General features: G+C 70.5%; 13 protein-coding genes. 7 read left to right on the forward strand and 6 right to left on the reverse strand.

The window, feature by feature from the left end; all coding sequences use genetic code 11:
* The first annotated feature begins 1352 nt into the window (after positions 1-1352).
* Both QSK32_RS22430 and QSK32_RS22435 read left to right on the forward strand, forming a co-directional pair.
* Positions 1353-1667, forward strand: coding sequence for a hypothetical protein (locus QSK32_RS22430; protein ID WP_285473051.1), 315 nt, complete (start codon positions 1353-1355; stop codon positions 1665-1667).
* 136 nt (positions 1668-1803) lie between these two features.
* The gene (locus tag QSK32_RS22435) at positions 1804-2241 is read left to right on the forward strand and encodes a CBS domain-containing protein (RefSeq protein WP_285473052.1); all 438 of its coding nucleotides are present in this window, start codon (positions 1804-1806) and stop codon (positions 2239-2241) included.
* 214 nt (positions 2242-2455) lie between these two features.
* Here QSK32_RS22435 and QSK32_RS22440 read toward each other — a convergent pair whose 3' ends face one another.
* The 4 genes from QSK32_RS22440 to QSK32_RS22455 form a co-directional block, all read right to left on the reverse strand.
* On the reverse strand, positions 2456-4342 hold the full coding sequence (locus QSK32_RS22440; RefSeq protein WP_285473053.1) for a polysaccharide biosynthesis tyrosine autokinase: 1887 nt from the start codon (positions 4340-4342) through the stop codon (positions 2456-2458).
* Positions 4343-4688: 346 nt separating this feature from the next.
* Positions 4689-5237: a hypothetical protein gene (locus QSK32_RS22445; RefSeq protein WP_285473054.1), complete on the reverse strand. Its 549-nt coding sequence runs from the start codon at positions 5235-5237 to the stop codon at positions 4689-4691.
* Positions 5238-5308: 71 nt separating this feature from the next.
* Positions 5309-6328 carry a M4 family metallopeptidase gene (locus QSK32_RS22450; RefSeq protein WP_285473055.1) on the reverse strand — a complete coding sequence of 340 codons (1020 nt, stop codon included), beginning with the start codon at positions 6326-6328 and terminating at the stop codon, positions 5309-5311.
* Positions 6329-6526: 198 nt separating this feature from the next.
* A complete protein-coding gene (locus QSK32_RS22455) occupies positions 6527-7447 on the reverse strand; it encodes a siderophore-interacting protein (RefSeq protein WP_285473056.1) in 921 nt (306 codons plus the stop codon).
* A gap of 164 nt (positions 7448-7611) precedes the next feature.
* On the opposite strand from QSK32_RS22455, the gene QSK32_RS22460 reads away from it, so the two are divergent.
* A complete protein-coding gene (locus QSK32_RS22460) occupies positions 7612-8079 on the forward strand; it encodes a response regulator transcription factor (protein ID WP_052721249.1) in 468 nt (155 codons plus the stop codon).
* Between the two features lie 54 nt (positions 8080-8133).
* Here QSK32_RS22460 and QSK32_RS22465 read toward each other — a convergent pair whose 3' ends face one another.
* The gene (locus tag QSK32_RS22465; protein ID WP_285473057.1) at positions 8134-9780 is read right to left on the reverse strand and encodes a methyl-accepting chemotaxis protein; all 1647 of its coding nucleotides are present in this window, start codon (positions 9778-9780) and stop codon (positions 8134-8136) included.
* A gap of 94 nt (positions 9781-9874) precedes the next feature.
* Positions 9875-10756, reverse strand: coding sequence for a universal stress protein (locus tag QSK32_RS22470; protein WP_285473058.1), 882 nt, complete (start codon positions 10754-10756; stop codon positions 9875-9877).
* Between the two features lie 298 nt (positions 10757-11054).
* On the opposite strand from QSK32_RS22470, the gene glnII reads away from it, so the two are divergent.
* From glnII to QSK32_RS22490, 4 genes are all read left to right on the forward strand, one after another.
* Positions 11055-12062 carry a glutamine synthetase gene (gene glnII / locus QSK32_RS22475; RefSeq protein WP_045748187.1) on the forward strand — a complete coding sequence of 336 codons (1008 nt, stop codon included), beginning with the start codon at positions 11055-11057 and terminating at the stop codon, positions 12060-12062.
* A gap of 137 nt (positions 12063-12199) precedes the next feature.
* Positions 12200-12997 (forward strand): N-formylglutamate amidohydrolase, encoded by a 798-nt coding sequence (locus QSK32_RS22480; protein WP_285473059.1) that lies wholly within the window; start codon positions 12200-12202, stop codon positions 12995-12997.
* 70 nt (positions 12998-13067) lie between these two features.
* The gene (locus tag QSK32_RS22485; protein WP_285473060.1) at positions 13068-13505 is read left to right on the forward strand and encodes an STAS domain-containing protein; all 438 of its coding nucleotides are present in this window, start codon (positions 13068-13070) and stop codon (positions 13503-13505) included.
* A complete protein-coding gene (locus tag QSK32_RS22490; protein ID WP_285473061.1) occupies positions 13498-13875 on the forward strand; it encodes an ATP-binding protein in 378 nt (125 codons plus the stop codon). Before QSK32_RS22485 ends, QSK32_RS22490 begins: the two co-directional genes overlap by 8 nt.
* Positions 13876-14947 lie beyond the last annotated feature (1072 nt).

Below are 14947 nucleotides of genomic sequence, written 5' to 3' on the forward strand. Positions count from 1 at the left end.
GGTAGCTAAGCCCTCCAGCGCCGATGGTACTGCACTCGGGAGGGTGTGGGAGAGTAGGACGCCGCCGGACTTAACGTTGAGAAAGGCCCACCCTTCGGGGTGGGCCTTTCTTCGTTTCCGGACTTTTCCAAACCTCTGGGACACTGGAATCCGGGTCCCGGGCGTTTCCCACAGCGCGATTCTGACAGCGTTCTCCGGCTGCGGAGAATACGAGCTGGACGGTGTGGGGCGTGGGATGACCTACTCCGGGCGGTCAGGCGCGATTCTCGCCATTCCACGCCCCACACGCCCCACACCTTGCCTGTCTCTTCTCCCCGCAGCGCGTCACGGCCGGCCTTCTCGAGTGCGTACTCTTCCTGCACTCGTCACGGCCGTTTCTTTGAAGCCTGCTCCACTCGCCCTTTGCCTGGGTTGAGTTAGTCGGTTCCCCCCTCGACACGTTTCGTGGTCAGCGTCCGTGTGGTGATTTGGGGCGCTCAGCGCGGCCGTAATCACCACGGTCCACGACGTCGTGGTGATTTGGGGCGCGTAGGGCGGCCGTAATCACCACGCTCGACGGGTGTGGTGACTTCGGGTGCGCAGCGCGCCTGAAGTCACCACGCGGATGGGCTTCGCACCCTGGACACGAGCCGTCGCCGAGATCGGAAGAGGTTGAGTGGCGTTCCGGCTATCCCCGGCCGTCGTCCGCGGTCCACCCGAGAGCCGACAACGACCGTGGGCGACGGCCGGGTTCCCCCGAGCCGTCGCCGGCGGCTGATTTCCGCCTCTCGAACAGCCGTAAGCGACGGCTCGACCGGCTCGGCCGTCGGTTGCGGTTCGTTCGCGAGCCGAAAATGACCGTGGGCGACGGCTGGCGGTTGCGCGATGCCACTCAGTTTACGTTGATCTTGGATGTGAACCCGCGCTGCAACAAACGGCTGAGCTTCGCTGATGCGACTGGCCAGTCACGCCACTGGCACTGCCGCTGCCGCTGCCGCTGCCGCTGCCGCTGCCGCTGCCGCTGCCCACCGCCACCGCCGACGGCCACCGCCACCGCCGACGGCCACCGCCACCGCCACCGCCGACGGCCACCGCCACCGCCGACGGCCAACGCCGACCGCCGACGGCCGACGAGACGCAGCGGCGGAGGGGATCGCGTAGTTACTGGCGACTACGTTGATCGAATTTGGCTGAGCGGCATGGGCGGGGGTGTGCCGTGCGTGAGGGTTGTGTCGAGTCTTGGACAACGGTGGCGGTGTGGGGCGGTTAACGTCGGGTTTGGGCGTTGGGGGGCGTCTTCGAGGTGATAACCGGCGCAGGAAGGGCATAACACGACTCAGGCCAGTCAGCTGCATCTGGAGAGAGGTTGCGCTATGACCACGAACCCGACCACTTTCAGTGATTCGACTACTGACCAGCTCGAGACGACGGTTGCGGAGGAGAACGGGACCGGATCGCGGGCTCGGCAAGTGGTCGAGACGGCCCGGAGCAAAGCGTCGGCGGCCCGGATGCGGGCGTCGAGTGCGGGCACGCGTGCCCGCGGGGCGGTACGGAGCAAGCCGAAGTCCAGTACGGCGGGACTGCTGGCGGTCGTCGGGGCGGCGGCCGCGGCTGTGGTGCTGTTGAAGCGCCGGCAGGCGGCCAAGACGCCACCGCGGGGGCGGATCGCCTCGCTGCTGCATCGCTGATCACGCGGCTACACCGAAGACGCCACTCCCGGATATTTCGGGGAGTGGCGTCTTTGCGTACCGCGACCTTGACAGGGGTGGGGGCGGTTCGGCATAGAAGGTAGTACGCGGGGGCCGACCGGCACAGGGAGGAACTATGCGGATCAGCGACATTCTCCGGGTCAAGGGCGACCAGGTTGTCACGGTCACCCCGGACGCGACCGTCGAGCGGCTGCTCGGCGTGCTCGCCGAACATCGGATCGGCGCGGTGGTGGTCTCGCGGGACGGGACGACCGTCGACGGGATCGTCAGTGAACGGGACGTGGTGCGGGCGCTGGCGGGGAAAGGTGCCGGGATCCTGGCGCTGCCGGTCAGCGAGATCCAGACGACGCAAGTGCGGACGGTGAGCCCGGAGGCGCAGGTCGAAGACGTGGAACGGCTCATGACGCAGCGGCGCTTCCGCCACGTCCCGGTGACCGCCGGCGGCCGGCTGGCCGGAGTGGTGAGCATCGGGGACGTGGTGAAGCACCGCATCGAACAGTTGGAGACCGAACGTTCCACCCTGGAGGGCTACATCACCGGGGAGCGCACCTGACCGGCCACCACGGGAGTCGGATGCACGGCTTCGATGGGAGTCAGATGCACGGCTTCGATCATTTCGGAGTCCGGCAGGGGTGCTGGAGAGGCTTCACGAAGGGCGAGGTTGCCGGGTGCGCGGCTCGTGGGGCCCGCGGTGCATCAGGATTGCGGGCTCCGTAACGGCGTGCGGACTTGGCAACGGCGTGCGGGCTCCGGGAACGCCGTGGGTGTCAGGCGCGCGGCTTTGCGGGGTCGGCTATCACCTCGGTGTCGTCGGCGTCGGTGTCCACGGCGGCGGAGACCGAGACGTAGGTGTTGCCGGTCGGCTCGTCCCGCTCGTCGTCCCGCGGGCGGTCGTTGTCGGCGTGATCGTCTGCGGCGTTGTCGTCCACCGGCGGCACGGTGTCCTCCGAGGGGTCGCCGTCGGTGGTGACCGCGGACGCCGGGGAGTCGCCGTCGGCGGGCTCGGCGGGTGTCAGGGAGTCGAGGGAGACGGCGGGGGAGACCGGGATCTCGGCGTCGGGGCTGTTCGGCATCTCGGCGGCTGCGGAGCTGTACAGGGTGGGGATGCCGCCGCTCGGACCGTACACCACCGGGATCAGGTAGCGGCGCTCGAACTCGGGCGGGACGCTCTCGTCCAGTTCGGCGTGTTCCTCGTCGGGGGCCGCGGCGGCGGTGGCCGTGGCGGGGAGGGCGGAGGCCTGCGCGTACGAGAACGGGATGGTCGCCGTCGGGCTGACCTCCCGCGGCTGGGGCACCAGCGCGCCGGCCGTCTTCGGGGCGTTGAGCAGCACCAGGTCCAGGTTGTCGTGGACGACGCCGGCGAGTTCGGTGACGGCGCGGCGTACCGACTCGCGGCTGGTGCGGCGGAAGTCGCCGACGAGCAGCACCCGGTCGCTGAGGGCGGCCAGGGCGATCGCGTCGGAGACGCTGAGGACGGCCGCCGAGTCGAGGACGACGACGTCGCAGTGTTTCTGGACGGCGCGCAGGACCCGGGCGAGCTGCGGGCTTTCGAGGAGGTCGACGTGTTCCTCGGCGCGGTGCCCGGCGGCGAGCAGGCGCAGTCGCGGCACGACGGTGTCCTCGAGGACCTCGGAGACGGTGGCGTCGCCGTCCAGGAGGGTGGTCAGACCGTATTCGCCGGCGACCTGGAAGACGTCGTGCAGCCGCGGGCGGTGCAGGTCGGCGTCGACGAGGACGACCGTGCGGCCGGCCTGGGCGAGGGCGACGGCCAGGTTGGCCGCGGTGGAGGTGCGGCCCTCCTTGTCGCCGGGGCTGGTGACCAGGACCGTGGTCGGGTTGATCGGGTGCAGTTTCGGCTGGAGGCGGGCCCGCAGGTAGCGGAACGACTCGGCGGCCGGGGAGCCCGGGTCGCGCAGCATGACCGGCGGGGAGCTGACCGTGCCGTTCGGACGCTTGTAGCGGGGCACGGTGGCCAGCACGGTCGCCGCGCCGAGCTGGGCGTAGTCCTCCCGGCTGCGGATGCCGCCGCGGGTGCCGGCGCGCAGCAGGGCGGTGCCGGCGCCGAGGAGCAGGCCGGCGCCGAGGCCCAGGGCCAGGTCGGGCACGAGTGGCCGGTTCTGCGGGTCGGTGGGCAGGCTCGCCGCGGAGAGTGCGGAGATGTCGGCGTTGCGGGCCGGAGCCGTGGCGGTCGCCGGGGTGGAGGCGGCCGGGGCGGCGCTGGGTGCCACCGAGGGGTTGAGGACCGCGGTCTCCTCGCCGCGATAGTTCACGTATGCGTCGACGATTTGCTGGGCGCGGCGCTGGGCGGTGAACCGGTTCTCGTCGTCGTAGGCGATCGTCAGCACGTTCGTGCCGGGCTGTGCGGTGACCTCGATGCTGTCGCGCAGGTCGGTGGTGCTGCGGCCGGCCTCGCGGGCGACCGGGGCGAGTACGGCGTCGGAGAGTGCGATCGCCCGTTCGGTGTTCAGGTCGGGTGCGACCGCGGCGGTGTCGCGGACGACCCGGGACTCGACCAGCACGGAGGCCTCGGAACGGTATTCGACCGGCGCGGCCCGGTGCAGCCCGTAGGTCCCCGCGACCGTCGCGGCGGTCACCGCGAGGGTCCAGGGACCGTACCGGCGCAGAAGTCGCGCGGATCGTCCGTAGGTCGTCATGCAGGCCGCCTTCCCCGTTGTGCCTGTTCGTCTCAAGCCGATGATTGTTCCATCCGACGATCGGATCTGGAGTCGATCATTCGGCGATATGCGTCTCGTTGCTACGGGCGGTGAGCGTGACCGGATCGCTGATATGGCGCAGATCTCCTGGCTGAAGGCCCAGGTCAGCGCTGCGGGAAAACCGCGCGGGGTGACGGTGCCGCCGGATGGTCACGGTGTGTGCCTGCCGGGGAAGTGTCAGGCAATTGACGAAAAGCTATGTAAATTTCTGGCGAACAAGACCGACAAAAACCTTTATCGGGTACGCGCTACCCGCTCTGACGGCCGAAAGAGGCGATTTCTGCCGTTACCTGACCACCGAGAGGACCGGCCGCCGCGGACGCCGTGCCTGACGGATCGCCCGCACCGCCACGGTGAGGATCAGGATCGAGGCGCCGTCGCGGGCCAGCGCCACCGCGGTGCCGGACAGGTCGAACCCGGACGGGTCGATGACGCCCCGCAGCACGACCGCCGTCACCGCCGCGAGCATCGCCGAGGAGATGATCCGGCCGAGGACCGCGTCCTGCTTGCGGAACCGGTCGGCCCGGCCCTGCCACCAGCCCGGCACCCAGCGGTCCAGCAGCTCGGCGAAGACCACGGCGGGCAGGATCACCGCGATCGCCGTGACCAGCGCCATCAGCATCCCGGTGCCCTGGAGCACCGCGACGACCATGGCCGTGGTGCCGAGGGCGATCACGTCGAACCGGCGCAGCCCGGCCCGGGCCTGCGCGACGATCCAGAGGGCCGCGACCGCGATCGACGAGAAGACCTCCACCGGCCCGGAGGCGGCCCAGGAGACGAGCAGGAACGCGGCCGCGAAAGCGGTGGTGCGGAGGGCGTAGCGCGCGATCGTCATCGTGGTCTGCCTCAGCGGTCGGATTCCGGTGGGACCTCGATGGTCGGCATTCCCGGCGGCGACTTGAGCGGTCAGTGGATGCCGACCTCGCGGAAGGCGGATCGGACGGTGTGCGGGGCGCCGCGCGGGACACGGCCGTCGCGGGCCAGCAGGCGGGCCTGTTCGCTCACCACGTACGCGAAATCGAGGAATCGGGCCCGTGGCCAGAGGTCGCACAGGGCGGCGTAGAAGATCCGGACGGCCGGGAACGAGCCGAGCGTGGTGGCGCACAGGTGGAAAACCCGGTTCACGATGCCGCTGTTGACGTGCGGGGCGCCGCCGGGGACGTACGCCGACATGTGCGCGCCCTGCGGGTCGCGGCCGAGGACCGGGTTGTCGTAGGCGGCGCCGGGGCGGGCCATCGAGCGGATCGCCTCGCCGCGCCACTGGTCGGCCAGCACGCCCTCGCCGATCAGCCAGTGGTGTTCGCCGGCGTCGGTGCGGTGCGCGAACTGTTCGACGCAGGCGGCGACGATGTCGGAGAACGCCTCGTTGAGGGCGCCCGGCTGGCCGGTGTAGTCCAGGCCGGCGGTGTGCTGGGTGAGCCCGTGTGCCACCTCGTGGCCGCAGACGCCGACGTCCGCGGTGAAGTCCCGGAACACGGTGTCGTCGCCGTTGCCGAAGACGGTCCGGGTGCCGTCCCAGAACGCGTTGCCGTATTTGACGCCGTAGTTGACGTCGGCGAGCAGCGGCATGCCGGCGTCGTCGATCGAGTCGCGGCCGAGGACCTCACGCAGGAACGCCCGGGTCACGCCGAGGGCGTCGAAGGCGGCGCCGGCGGCCGTGGTGGGGGCCGGGATGTCGTCCTCGCCGCGGACCTGTTTCACGCCGGTCGTCCACCGGTGGTCGTCGTCGAAGATCTGCCGGTCACCCTCGCCGGGGCGGGCCGGGGTGAGCGCCTCCAGGCCGGTGGCCGTGGCCTGCCGGGTCCGGCGCAGGGCGTGCGAGGCGAGGGCGGTGCGCCGGGCGGCGTCCGCGTCGAGGCCCAGCCGGCGGGCGTTGCGGGCGAGGTGCTCGACGATGTGCGCGGGCACGAAGAAGCAGACGGACAAGGATCCCCCTCGGTTCGGCAACCGGCACCCGGCCGAGACTGGCAGGGATCCGACGCCGGAACTGTCGGTTCTTGAGCAGCTCCGGCTGTCGGTTCTTGAACAGAGGGGGATGCGTCGATGGAGGAGATCAGCGGCGGGGGTGGTGCGGGGTGGGGGAGACCGGGAACCGGCGGCGGCGCGTCCCCGCGGGCGGGCTGCTCAGCACTCGGCGCGGCCGAGCCGCCAGTACCCCATGAAGGCGACGGCACGCCGGTCGACGCCGCAGCCGGCGACCAGGTGGCGGCGCAGCGTCTTGATGACGCCCGCCTCACCGGCCAGCCAGGCGTAGAAGCCGTCGATCGCCGGGGTGGTGCCGTCCGGCACCTCCCAGAGGATCTCCTCGTCGATGTCGACGTCCTCGAGTTCGGTGGTGCCGCGGTTGGTGCAGTCGCCGATCAGCCGGGCGGCGGCCGCCTCGACGGCCGGGACGAGCAGGGTGCCGTGGGTGACGCCGGCCCGGGGCAGCCAGGTGACCCGGAAGCCCTCGGGGGCGGTGATGTCCAGCTCGTCGCCGTGCTCCGGGACCTCGAGCAGGGCCTCGCCGCAGGCGTCCTCGGGCAGGCCGCCCAGGATGGAGGCGATGGCCGGGACCGCGGTCTCGTCGCCGACCAGCAGCATCCGGTGGGTGCCCGCCGGCGGGTGGAAGTCGATGCCGCCGGAACTGCCGGTGAAGTCGGCGTTCGGGCCGAGGATGCACATGGTGGAGCCGGGGCGGGCCTCGACCGCCCAGCGCGACGCCGGTCCGTTCACCCCGTGCAGCACCATGTCCACGTCGAGCTCACGCCGGCCCTGGCGGACCTCGCGGGCGGTGTAGGTGCGGATCGGGTTGCGGCGATCCTCGGGCAGGTCGCGCCACTGCGCATACCAGTCCAGGCCGGTCGGCAGGTGGTCGTGGCCGCTGCCGGGCAGCGGCGGGATCAGTTTGATGCGCTGATCCCATCCGTTGTCGCCGAAGCGGTCCAGGTCGTCGCCGGTGAAGGTGACGCGGATGAAGCTCGGGCTGAGCTGCGTCACCCGGGCGACCTCGACCGGGAAGAACCGGAACGGGGTCGTCTCGGTTGGCACGACTGTCTGGGTCACGTTCGCCTCCCCGGCAAGATTAGGTAACCCTAACCTAAACGCTGGGCGGGAACCTGTCACCACCGGGGGCGGTGTGGGCCGCGGCACCCCGATCGCAACGGTGATCTCCCTGTTCCGGCGGCGGACCCGGCCGATCACTGGGGATCCACGGAGAAGGAGCCGCCATGCCGCAGTCGTCCGGGTCGACCACCACCATCGCGTTCAGCGACGCCGAGGACCTCGGGGTCATGTGGCGGGTCGAGGACTGGGCGGTCGCGTTGCAACCCCCGACGGTGCTGATCGCCGACGACGACGAGAACATCCGGGAGATCATCGAATTCCGTCTGCAGGCGCTCGGGTACCGGACACTGGTGGCCGACAACGGGCGGACCGCGCTGGAACTGGCGATCAACGAGCACCCGCAGCTGGTGGTCATGGACGTCTCGATGCCGGGACTGGACGGTCTCACCTTCTGCTACGAGCTGCACTCGTCGCCGCAGACCGCGCGCATCCCGGTCATCATGATCAGCGGCCGGGGCCGCCCCGGCGACATGGACCTCGGCCGGACGGTGGGAGCCGAGGAGTACCTGGTCAAGCCGTTCTCGATGACCGACCTGATCAACCGGGTGGAGCGCCTGCTGCGGCACCGGTGACGGTGCTCAGCGCGTACCCGGTGACGGTGCTCAGCGCGTACCCGGAAAAGGAGATCAGACCCGGAAACGCTGGACCACGTGCCGCAGTTCGCCGGTGACCCGGGTGAGCTCACCGACCGAGGCGTCGGCGTCACCGAGCGCGGCCGTGGTGGCGTTGGCGTTGGCGGCGACCGCGCTGATGTTCTCGGCGATCGTCGAACTGCCCTGGGCGGCCTCGCTGATGCTGCGGCTCATCTCGTTGGTGGTGGCGGTCTGCTGCTCGACCGCCGAGGCGATGGTCACCTGGTAGTCGTTGATCTCCTCGATGATCCGGGAGATCTCGCCGATCGCCTCGACCGCGCTGGCGGTGTCCGCCTGGATCGCCTCGACCCGGCGGGCGATGTCCTCGGTGGCCTTCGCGGTCTCCTGGGCCAGGTCCTTGACCTCGGTGGCGACGACCGCGAAGCCCTTGCCGGCCTCCCCGGCACGGGCGGCCTCGATGGTGGCGTTGAGCGCGAGGAGGTTGGTCTGCTCGGCGATCGTGGTGATCACCTTGACCACGTTGCCGATCTCCTCGGACGAGGTGCCCAGCTTGGCGACGGTGTCGTTGGTGGCCTGCGCGACACCGACCGCGCTGGACGCGACCTGCGCGGCGTTGTTGGCGTTCTCGGAGATCTCCCGGATCGACGCGCCCATCTGGTCGCTGCCCGCGGCCACCGTCTGCACGCTTCCGGAGACCTCGTTGGCGGTGCCGGCGACCAGTTGCGCCTGGTCGGCGGCCTCCCGGGACTCGCTGTCCAGCCGGGCGGTGATGCCGCCGAGCCGCTGGGTGACCTCACCGAGGACGTCCGCCCCCCGGGTGAGCTGGCCGACCGTGTCCCGCAGACCCTCGCGGGCCCGGTTGACCGCCATCGCCATCTGGCCCAGCTCGTCGCGGGACCGGACCTCGGCCGGCACCGTCAGGTCGCCGTCGGCGACCGCGCTGAGCGCGCCGGCGACCGTGGCGAGCTGCCGTTTGATCAGCTGGATCACGCCGAAGCCGACCACGATCGCGAGCAGGAAACCGATGGCCAGACCGGCGATGGTGATCAGCTGGGCGCGGCGGTACTCGCCGGCGCCCGCGGATGCCATCGCGTCGGCGTCGGCCTCCTCGGCGGTCTGCAGGTCGTCCATCGCGGTGTTCATCGCCGTCTCGACGGTGTTGAACTCGGCGCCGACGTCGGCGGCGGCGGGCAGCGTGTAGCCGTCGGCGAGCGGCAGCGCGTACAGGATGGTGTTGCGCAGTGCCCGGTAGTGCGCGACGGCCTCGGAGAAACTGGTGAGCGCGTCGAGGCGGTCGGTGGCGCCGGACGCGGTGGCGATCGCCTGGTACTTCGCCACCGCCGCGTCCACCAGCTTGTCGGCGTCGGTGGTGGTGGTGATCGCGCTCTTGAGACCGGCGATGTCGGTCTTGACGGTGATCGCGTAGATCACCATGCCGCGGTACATGCCGGAGAGCCCACCGCGCATGTTCGTGATCTGCTCCATGCCGTCGACATGGTTGCTCTTCATGGCCTGCAGGTCGTCGCGGAGCTGGGACATCCGGGTCAGCGCCAGGACGGTGACCATTACCGCGACCAGGGCCACGCACCCGGCCGCCACGGTGCTCTTGATCAGTAGGCTGCGGTCGCCGAGCAGGCGTTCGAGCAGGCCTCGCCCGGAGATGGTGGTACCCGGCTGCATCCCGTCCTCCGGATCAGTGCGTCTGTGCGACTCACTGTAGAGGCGAATACGGGTGATTTTGGGGGATTGCCTGATGATCCGGGCAGCCCGGATGCTAGCGGCCCTCAGGGGTTATCAGGCGTCCGCGGTGCACCAGCGCGATGCTGCACCGGGCCCGGTGCAGCAGATGCCGACCGACCGACGGGCGCAGCACGACCCGCAGCGCGCGGCGGGCCCGGGCGCCGGCCACCACCAGCTGGGCCCCGGCCGCGGCCTCGGCGAGCACCTCGCCCGGACCGCCGACCACCACCTCCGAGGTGACCGGCACCCACGGGAAGCGCCGCCGCCAGCAGGCCAGCACGCCCTCGAGGCGCTCGCGTTCGGCGGCGACCGCCCGCAGGTTCGCCTCACAGAGCAGGTCACGGCCGTCCGGCGGGGTCCAGCCGTGCACCGCGCGGACCGCGACACCCCGGACCGCCGCCTGCTCGAACGCGAAACCGAGCACGAGGCCGGAGGTGGGCGCGTCGTCGACACCGGCGACCACCGGATCCGTGGCGCGCGGCTCGCCGCGGACCACCACGACCGGGCAGCGGGCGTGCGCGCTCACCGAGGCGCTGGTCGAACCGAGCAGGGCGCGGACCGGGTTGTGGCGCGGGCCGCCCACCACGATCAGGCCGGCCTCGGCGCCGCGCTGGGTCAGCGCCACCGCGGCGGTGCCGTGCTCGACCCGGGCGCGCACGCGCACGCCGGGATGCGAGTCGGAGGCGGCGGCCAGTGCGCTGGTCAGCATCTCCCCGACGGCGTCGTCGGTGTCGGCGTCCGGGTAGACGGCGGCGGCCGGCATCATCGCCGCGGCGGGGACGTAACTGGGCCACTCGTACGCGTAGAGGAGCTCGACCGGCGCCTCGGTGCGCACGGCTTCGTCCAGCGCCCACCGGGCGGCCTTGCGGGCGTCCGGGCTTCCGTCGTAGCCCACGACGATCTTCTGGTTCGGCACGGCGAGCCTCCTTGCTCCTTACTTCACCTGATCGTGGTGCGTGGACGCCTCCTGGGCAAGGTCCTACGGCCCGCCGGGACCGGGCTTCCGGCCCGAACCGGGCTCTGACCGTGGTGGATGGCATGACGGGAGTCACCGGGCGATTGATCCGGTTCGGAAACGTAGATTTGATCTTCGGCCGATAGCATCCCCTCGCTGCGCCGGGGTTTGTCCGAGATTAACGTTTAGCGACTGTTGACCGGATGGCACCAGTATCAGCGGAGTACGCACCGAGTACGCCACTTGAGGGAGAAACGACATGGCTGTCAAGGCCGAGTACCTGTGGGTCGATGGCACCCAGCCCACTGCCAAGCTGCGTTCCAAGACCAAGATCCTCGCCGACGGTGCCGAGCCCCCCATCTGGGGTTTCGACGGTTCCAGCACCAACCAGGCGCCCGGTGACAAGTCCGACTGCGTGCTGCGCCCGGTCTTCACCTGCCCGGACCCGATCCGCGGCGGCAGCAACATCATCGTGCTGTGCGAGGTCGAGCTGATCGACGGCACCCCGCACCCCACCAACACCCGCCGTGCCGCCGCCGAGGTCGCCGAGAAGTTCGCCGACCAGGAGCCGATCTTCGGTATCGAGCAGGAGTACACCTTCTTCCAGGACGGTCGCCCGCTGGGCTTCCCGGTCGGCGGCGGCTTCCCCGCCCCGCAGGGCGGCTACTACTGCGGCGTCGGCGCGGACGAGGTCTTCGGCCGTGAGATCGTCGAGAAGCACATGGACGCCTGCCTCGACGCCGGCCTGCACCTCTCCGGCATCAACGCCGAGGTCATGCCCGGACAGTGGGAGTTCCAGATCGGCCCGGTCGCCGCACCGCAGGTCGCCGACGAGCTCTGGGTCGCCCGCTGGCTGCTCTACCGCATCGCCGAGGACTACGGCGTGTCCGCCACCCTCGACGCCAAGCCGGTCAAGGGCGACTGGAACGGTGCCGGCGCGCACACCAACTTCTCCACCAAGGCCATGCGCGAGGGCTACGACGCGATCATCGCGGCCGCCGAGGCCCTCGGCAAGAAGCGCCAGGAGCACGTCGACGGCTACGGCTCCGGCATCGACGAGCGCCTCACCGGCCTGCACGAGACCGCCCCGTGGACCGAGTACAGCTACGGCGTCTCCGACCGCGGCGCGTCGGTGCGCATCCCGTGGCAGGTCGAGAAGGACGGCAAGGGCTACATCGAGGACCGTCGCCCCAACGCCAACGTCGACCCGTACGTGGTCACCTACCTGATGATCAACACGATCTGCACCGAGCTCGCCCAGAGCTGATCCACCCCGTCGTGCGGGGAACCCGGACCGGGATCCCCGCACGACGGACCCGAAGCCCGCATCGACACGCGGCCGGACGACACCGGGACCCCGCCTCGCTCCGCCCCCACCTCGTCACAGGCCCTAGCCTTGCCACGATGAGCTTCCAGATCATCCCGGGACACCCGGACTCCCCGGTGATCCTGCACGTCCCGCACGCCTCCCGGACGATCGTCGACTCCGGCCTGCTGCCCGGCCCCGCCGCACTCGCCGACGAACTCGACCACCTCACCGACGCGTACACCGACGTGATCGCCGCCCGCGCCGCGGACCACGCCCCACTCCGGCCCTGGACACTGGTCAACCGGCTGTCCCGCCTGGTCGTCGACCCGGAACGGTTCCCGGACGACACCGAGGAGATGCTCGCCGTCGGCATGGGACCCGTCTACACCCACGGCTACGCCGGCCGGCGCCTGCGCAACGACGACCCGGCCCGCGACCAGGCCCTCCTCGACGAGCACTTTCATCCGTACGCGGCCGCGATGAGCACCCTGACCGACCAGCGGCTCGCAGCCACCGGCAGAGCGATCCTGCTCGACGTCCACTCGTATCCGGCGGTGCCCCTCCCGTACGAGATGCACGGCGACGGACCACGACCCCACCTCTGCCTGGGCACCGACCCCGACCACACACCCGGCCGGCTCATCGCCCTCGCCCGCGAACTCCACGACGACACAGCCTTGAACAGCCCGTTCGCCGGCTGCTACGTGCCACTGGCCCACTGGCGGCGCGACACCCGCGTCGCCGCACTGATGCTGGAGATCCGCCGGGACGTCTACATGCGGGAACCGGCCGGTCCGCCCACCGGCGGAATCGACACCCTCGCGGCAGCCCTGGGAACGCTGATCAACGCGGTGACCAGGCGGCACCCCGCCGATGGGATCATGACGCCGTGAGCTTTCCGGCCCGGCGGGTGACATGATGGGCCCGGCGGGCCGACACACCCGCAGGGAGGTACGGCAGTCGATGGGCAGATTCGAGGCCAGGACGTCCGCCGAGGCCGGCCGGATCACCGTCGCCCTCGCCGGGGAATGCGACCTGTCCGCCCGGGAACACCTGACGGCCATCCTGCTCGACGCGGTACGCCGTGAAGGCGTCGTGCGCGTCGACATGACCCGGCTCGCCTTCATCGACTCCAGCGGCGTTCACCGCCTGGACGCCGCCCACCACGTGGCGAAACGATCCGGTGCCTGTGTCTGCGTGGTCGACGCGGCTGGGCCGGTCGCCGATGTCCTCGAACTTACCGGGCTGGATACGCTGCTTGTCGTGCCGGCCCGGTCTGTTGAGCCGGCCTCGTTTGTTGCGTCGGCTTCGTTTGTTGCGTCGGCTTCGTTTGTTGCGTCGGCTTCGTTTGTTGCGTCGGCTTCGCTTGTTGCGTTGGCTGACGAGGACCGTTATGCCTGACACCACCGACAGCATGTCCTATCAGGTCGCGGACGACCTGCGGGCGGTCCGGGCGTTCGTCACCGAACGGGCGCTGGCACTGGGGCTGCCGGCGGGACGCATCGACCTGCTGACGCTGGCGGTCAGCGAACTCACGACGAACACGCTCCAGCACACGACAGGCGGCGGGCACATCCGGGTGTGGGCGGAGAACGGCCGCGTGGTCTGCGATGTGGTCGATCAAGGGACGGCGCGGCCGTTCGGGCGGGCGATGCCGTCGGCGGAGGCGGTCCGGGGCCGTGGCCTGGCCATCGTGGAGCGGATCTGCGACGCGGTCTACACGGCGACGGTTCCTGGGGGCACGCTCGTTCGCATCTGCTTGAACCTCTGAGGGGGAGCCGGCCGGGTCGCGGTCTGTTGACGTACCCGCTCTCCTTTCTGTTCTCGCTCCTGTTCCGCTCCGCTCTCGCGGGTTGGGGGTGCGCCACCGCCGCTGGGGGACGGTTTGCTCGGGTGCGGTTACCTCGTCGGCCGGGTGCAGTGGACGCTTCCCTCGGGTTGTCCGGGGCGCTCGCCGTCAGGAGCGGTGAGCCAGGGTGGTGATGGCTCCCGGTGTGGTGATCGGGTGCGCTGACCTGTCGTTTCTGGAGGGTGAGTGCACCCGATCGGTCGGTTGGGGTGCGGGCCTGCCATCGCGGGGCGGTGAGTGCACCCGATCACGGGACCGGGAGCGTCTGCCGTCTGCCGTCTGCCGTCTGCCGTCTGTCGTTGCCGGCGGTGGGCGTCCCCGGTCGCATGATCCGGTGCGGTGGCCCTCCGTTTCGGGGCGGTGGGGGCACCCGAACACAAGATCGGGAGCTGTCACCGCCGTTCGGGTCCTGCTCAGGTGGTGACTGCACCCGAACGAGGCGTTGGGTGCGGTCATCGTTTTGGAGCGGTAGGGCGGCGTACCCGATCACGGGACTGGGTGCGGTCACCTTCCCGGAACGGAGGGCCACCGCACCCGATCATGCGACTGGGTGCGGGTGCGGGTGCGGGTGCGGGTGCGGGTGCGGGTTCGAAGGGTTGGCCGGCGTCCCCGATTGCGGGTCGGGAGCTGTCACCTCCGTTCGCGTCTTGTTCAGGTGGTGACTGCACCCGAACGAGGCGTTGGGTGTGGTCATCGTTCTGGAGCGGTAGGTCGGCGCACCCGATCACGGGACTGGGTGCGGTCACCGGCTCGAAACGGAAGGTCTGTGCACACGATCATGAGACTGGGGGCGGTCGCCGTTCTTCGGATGAGGGAACGGCGGGAGGGGTGGAAACGGCGGGGATGGCGCACCCGATCATGCGATTGGGGCGGGGCCTCGGCTGGTTCGGGTGTGAGTGCACCCGATCATGCGATTGGGGGTGGTGGCCTGCTGATTTGGGACGGTGGGGGTACCCGATCATGCGGTTGGGGTGCTCACCATCCCCCGGCGGGG

Origin of the sequence: Actinoplanes sp. NBRC 101535 (assembly GCF_030269225.1) — a bacterium.
Classification (GTDB): domain Bacteria; phylum Actinomycetota; class Actinomycetes; order Mycobacteriales; family Micromonosporaceae; genus Actinoplanes; species Actinoplanes rectilineatus.

Bases quoted from the DNA above. Each gene is read 5' to 3' on its own strand.
- QSK32_RS22430 (WP_285473051.1), top strand. From the start codon at position 1,353: ATGACCACGAACCCGACCACTTTCAGTGATTCGACTACTGACCAGCTC.
- QSK32_RS22435 (WP_285473052.1), top strand. From the start codon at position 1,804: ATGCGGATCAGCGACATTCTCCGGGTCAAGGGCGACCAGGTTGTCACG.
- QSK32_RS22440 (WP_285473053.1), bottom strand. From the start codon at position 4,342: ATGACGACCTACGGACGATCCGCGCGACTTCTGCGCCGGTACGGTCCC.
- QSK32_RS22445 (WP_285473054.1), bottom strand. From the start codon at position 5,237: ATGACGATCGCGCGCTACGCCCTCCGCACCACCGCTTTCGCGGCCGCG.
- QSK32_RS22460 (WP_052721249.1), top strand. From the start codon at position 7,612: ATGCCGCAGTCGTCCGGGTCGACCACCACCATCGCGTTCAGCGACGCC.
- QSK32_RS22465 (WP_285473057.1), bottom strand. From the start codon at position 9,780: ATGCAGCCGGGTACCACCATCTCCGGGCGAGGCCTGCTCGAACGCCTG.
- glnII (WP_045748187.1), top strand. From the start codon at position 11,055: ATGGCTGTCAAGGCCGAGTACCTGTGGGTCGATGGCACCCAGCCCACT.
- QSK32_RS22480 (WP_285473059.1), top strand. From the start codon at position 12,200: ATGAGCTTCCAGATCATCCCGGGACACCCGGACTCCCCGGTGATCCTG.
- QSK32_RS22485 (WP_285473060.1), top strand. From the start codon at position 13,068: ATGGGCAGATTCGAGGCCAGGACGTCCGCCGAGGCCGGCCGGATCACC.
- QSK32_RS22490 (WP_285473061.1), top strand. From the start codon at position 13,498: ATGCCTGACACCACCGACAGCATGTCCTATCAGGTCGCGGACGACCTG.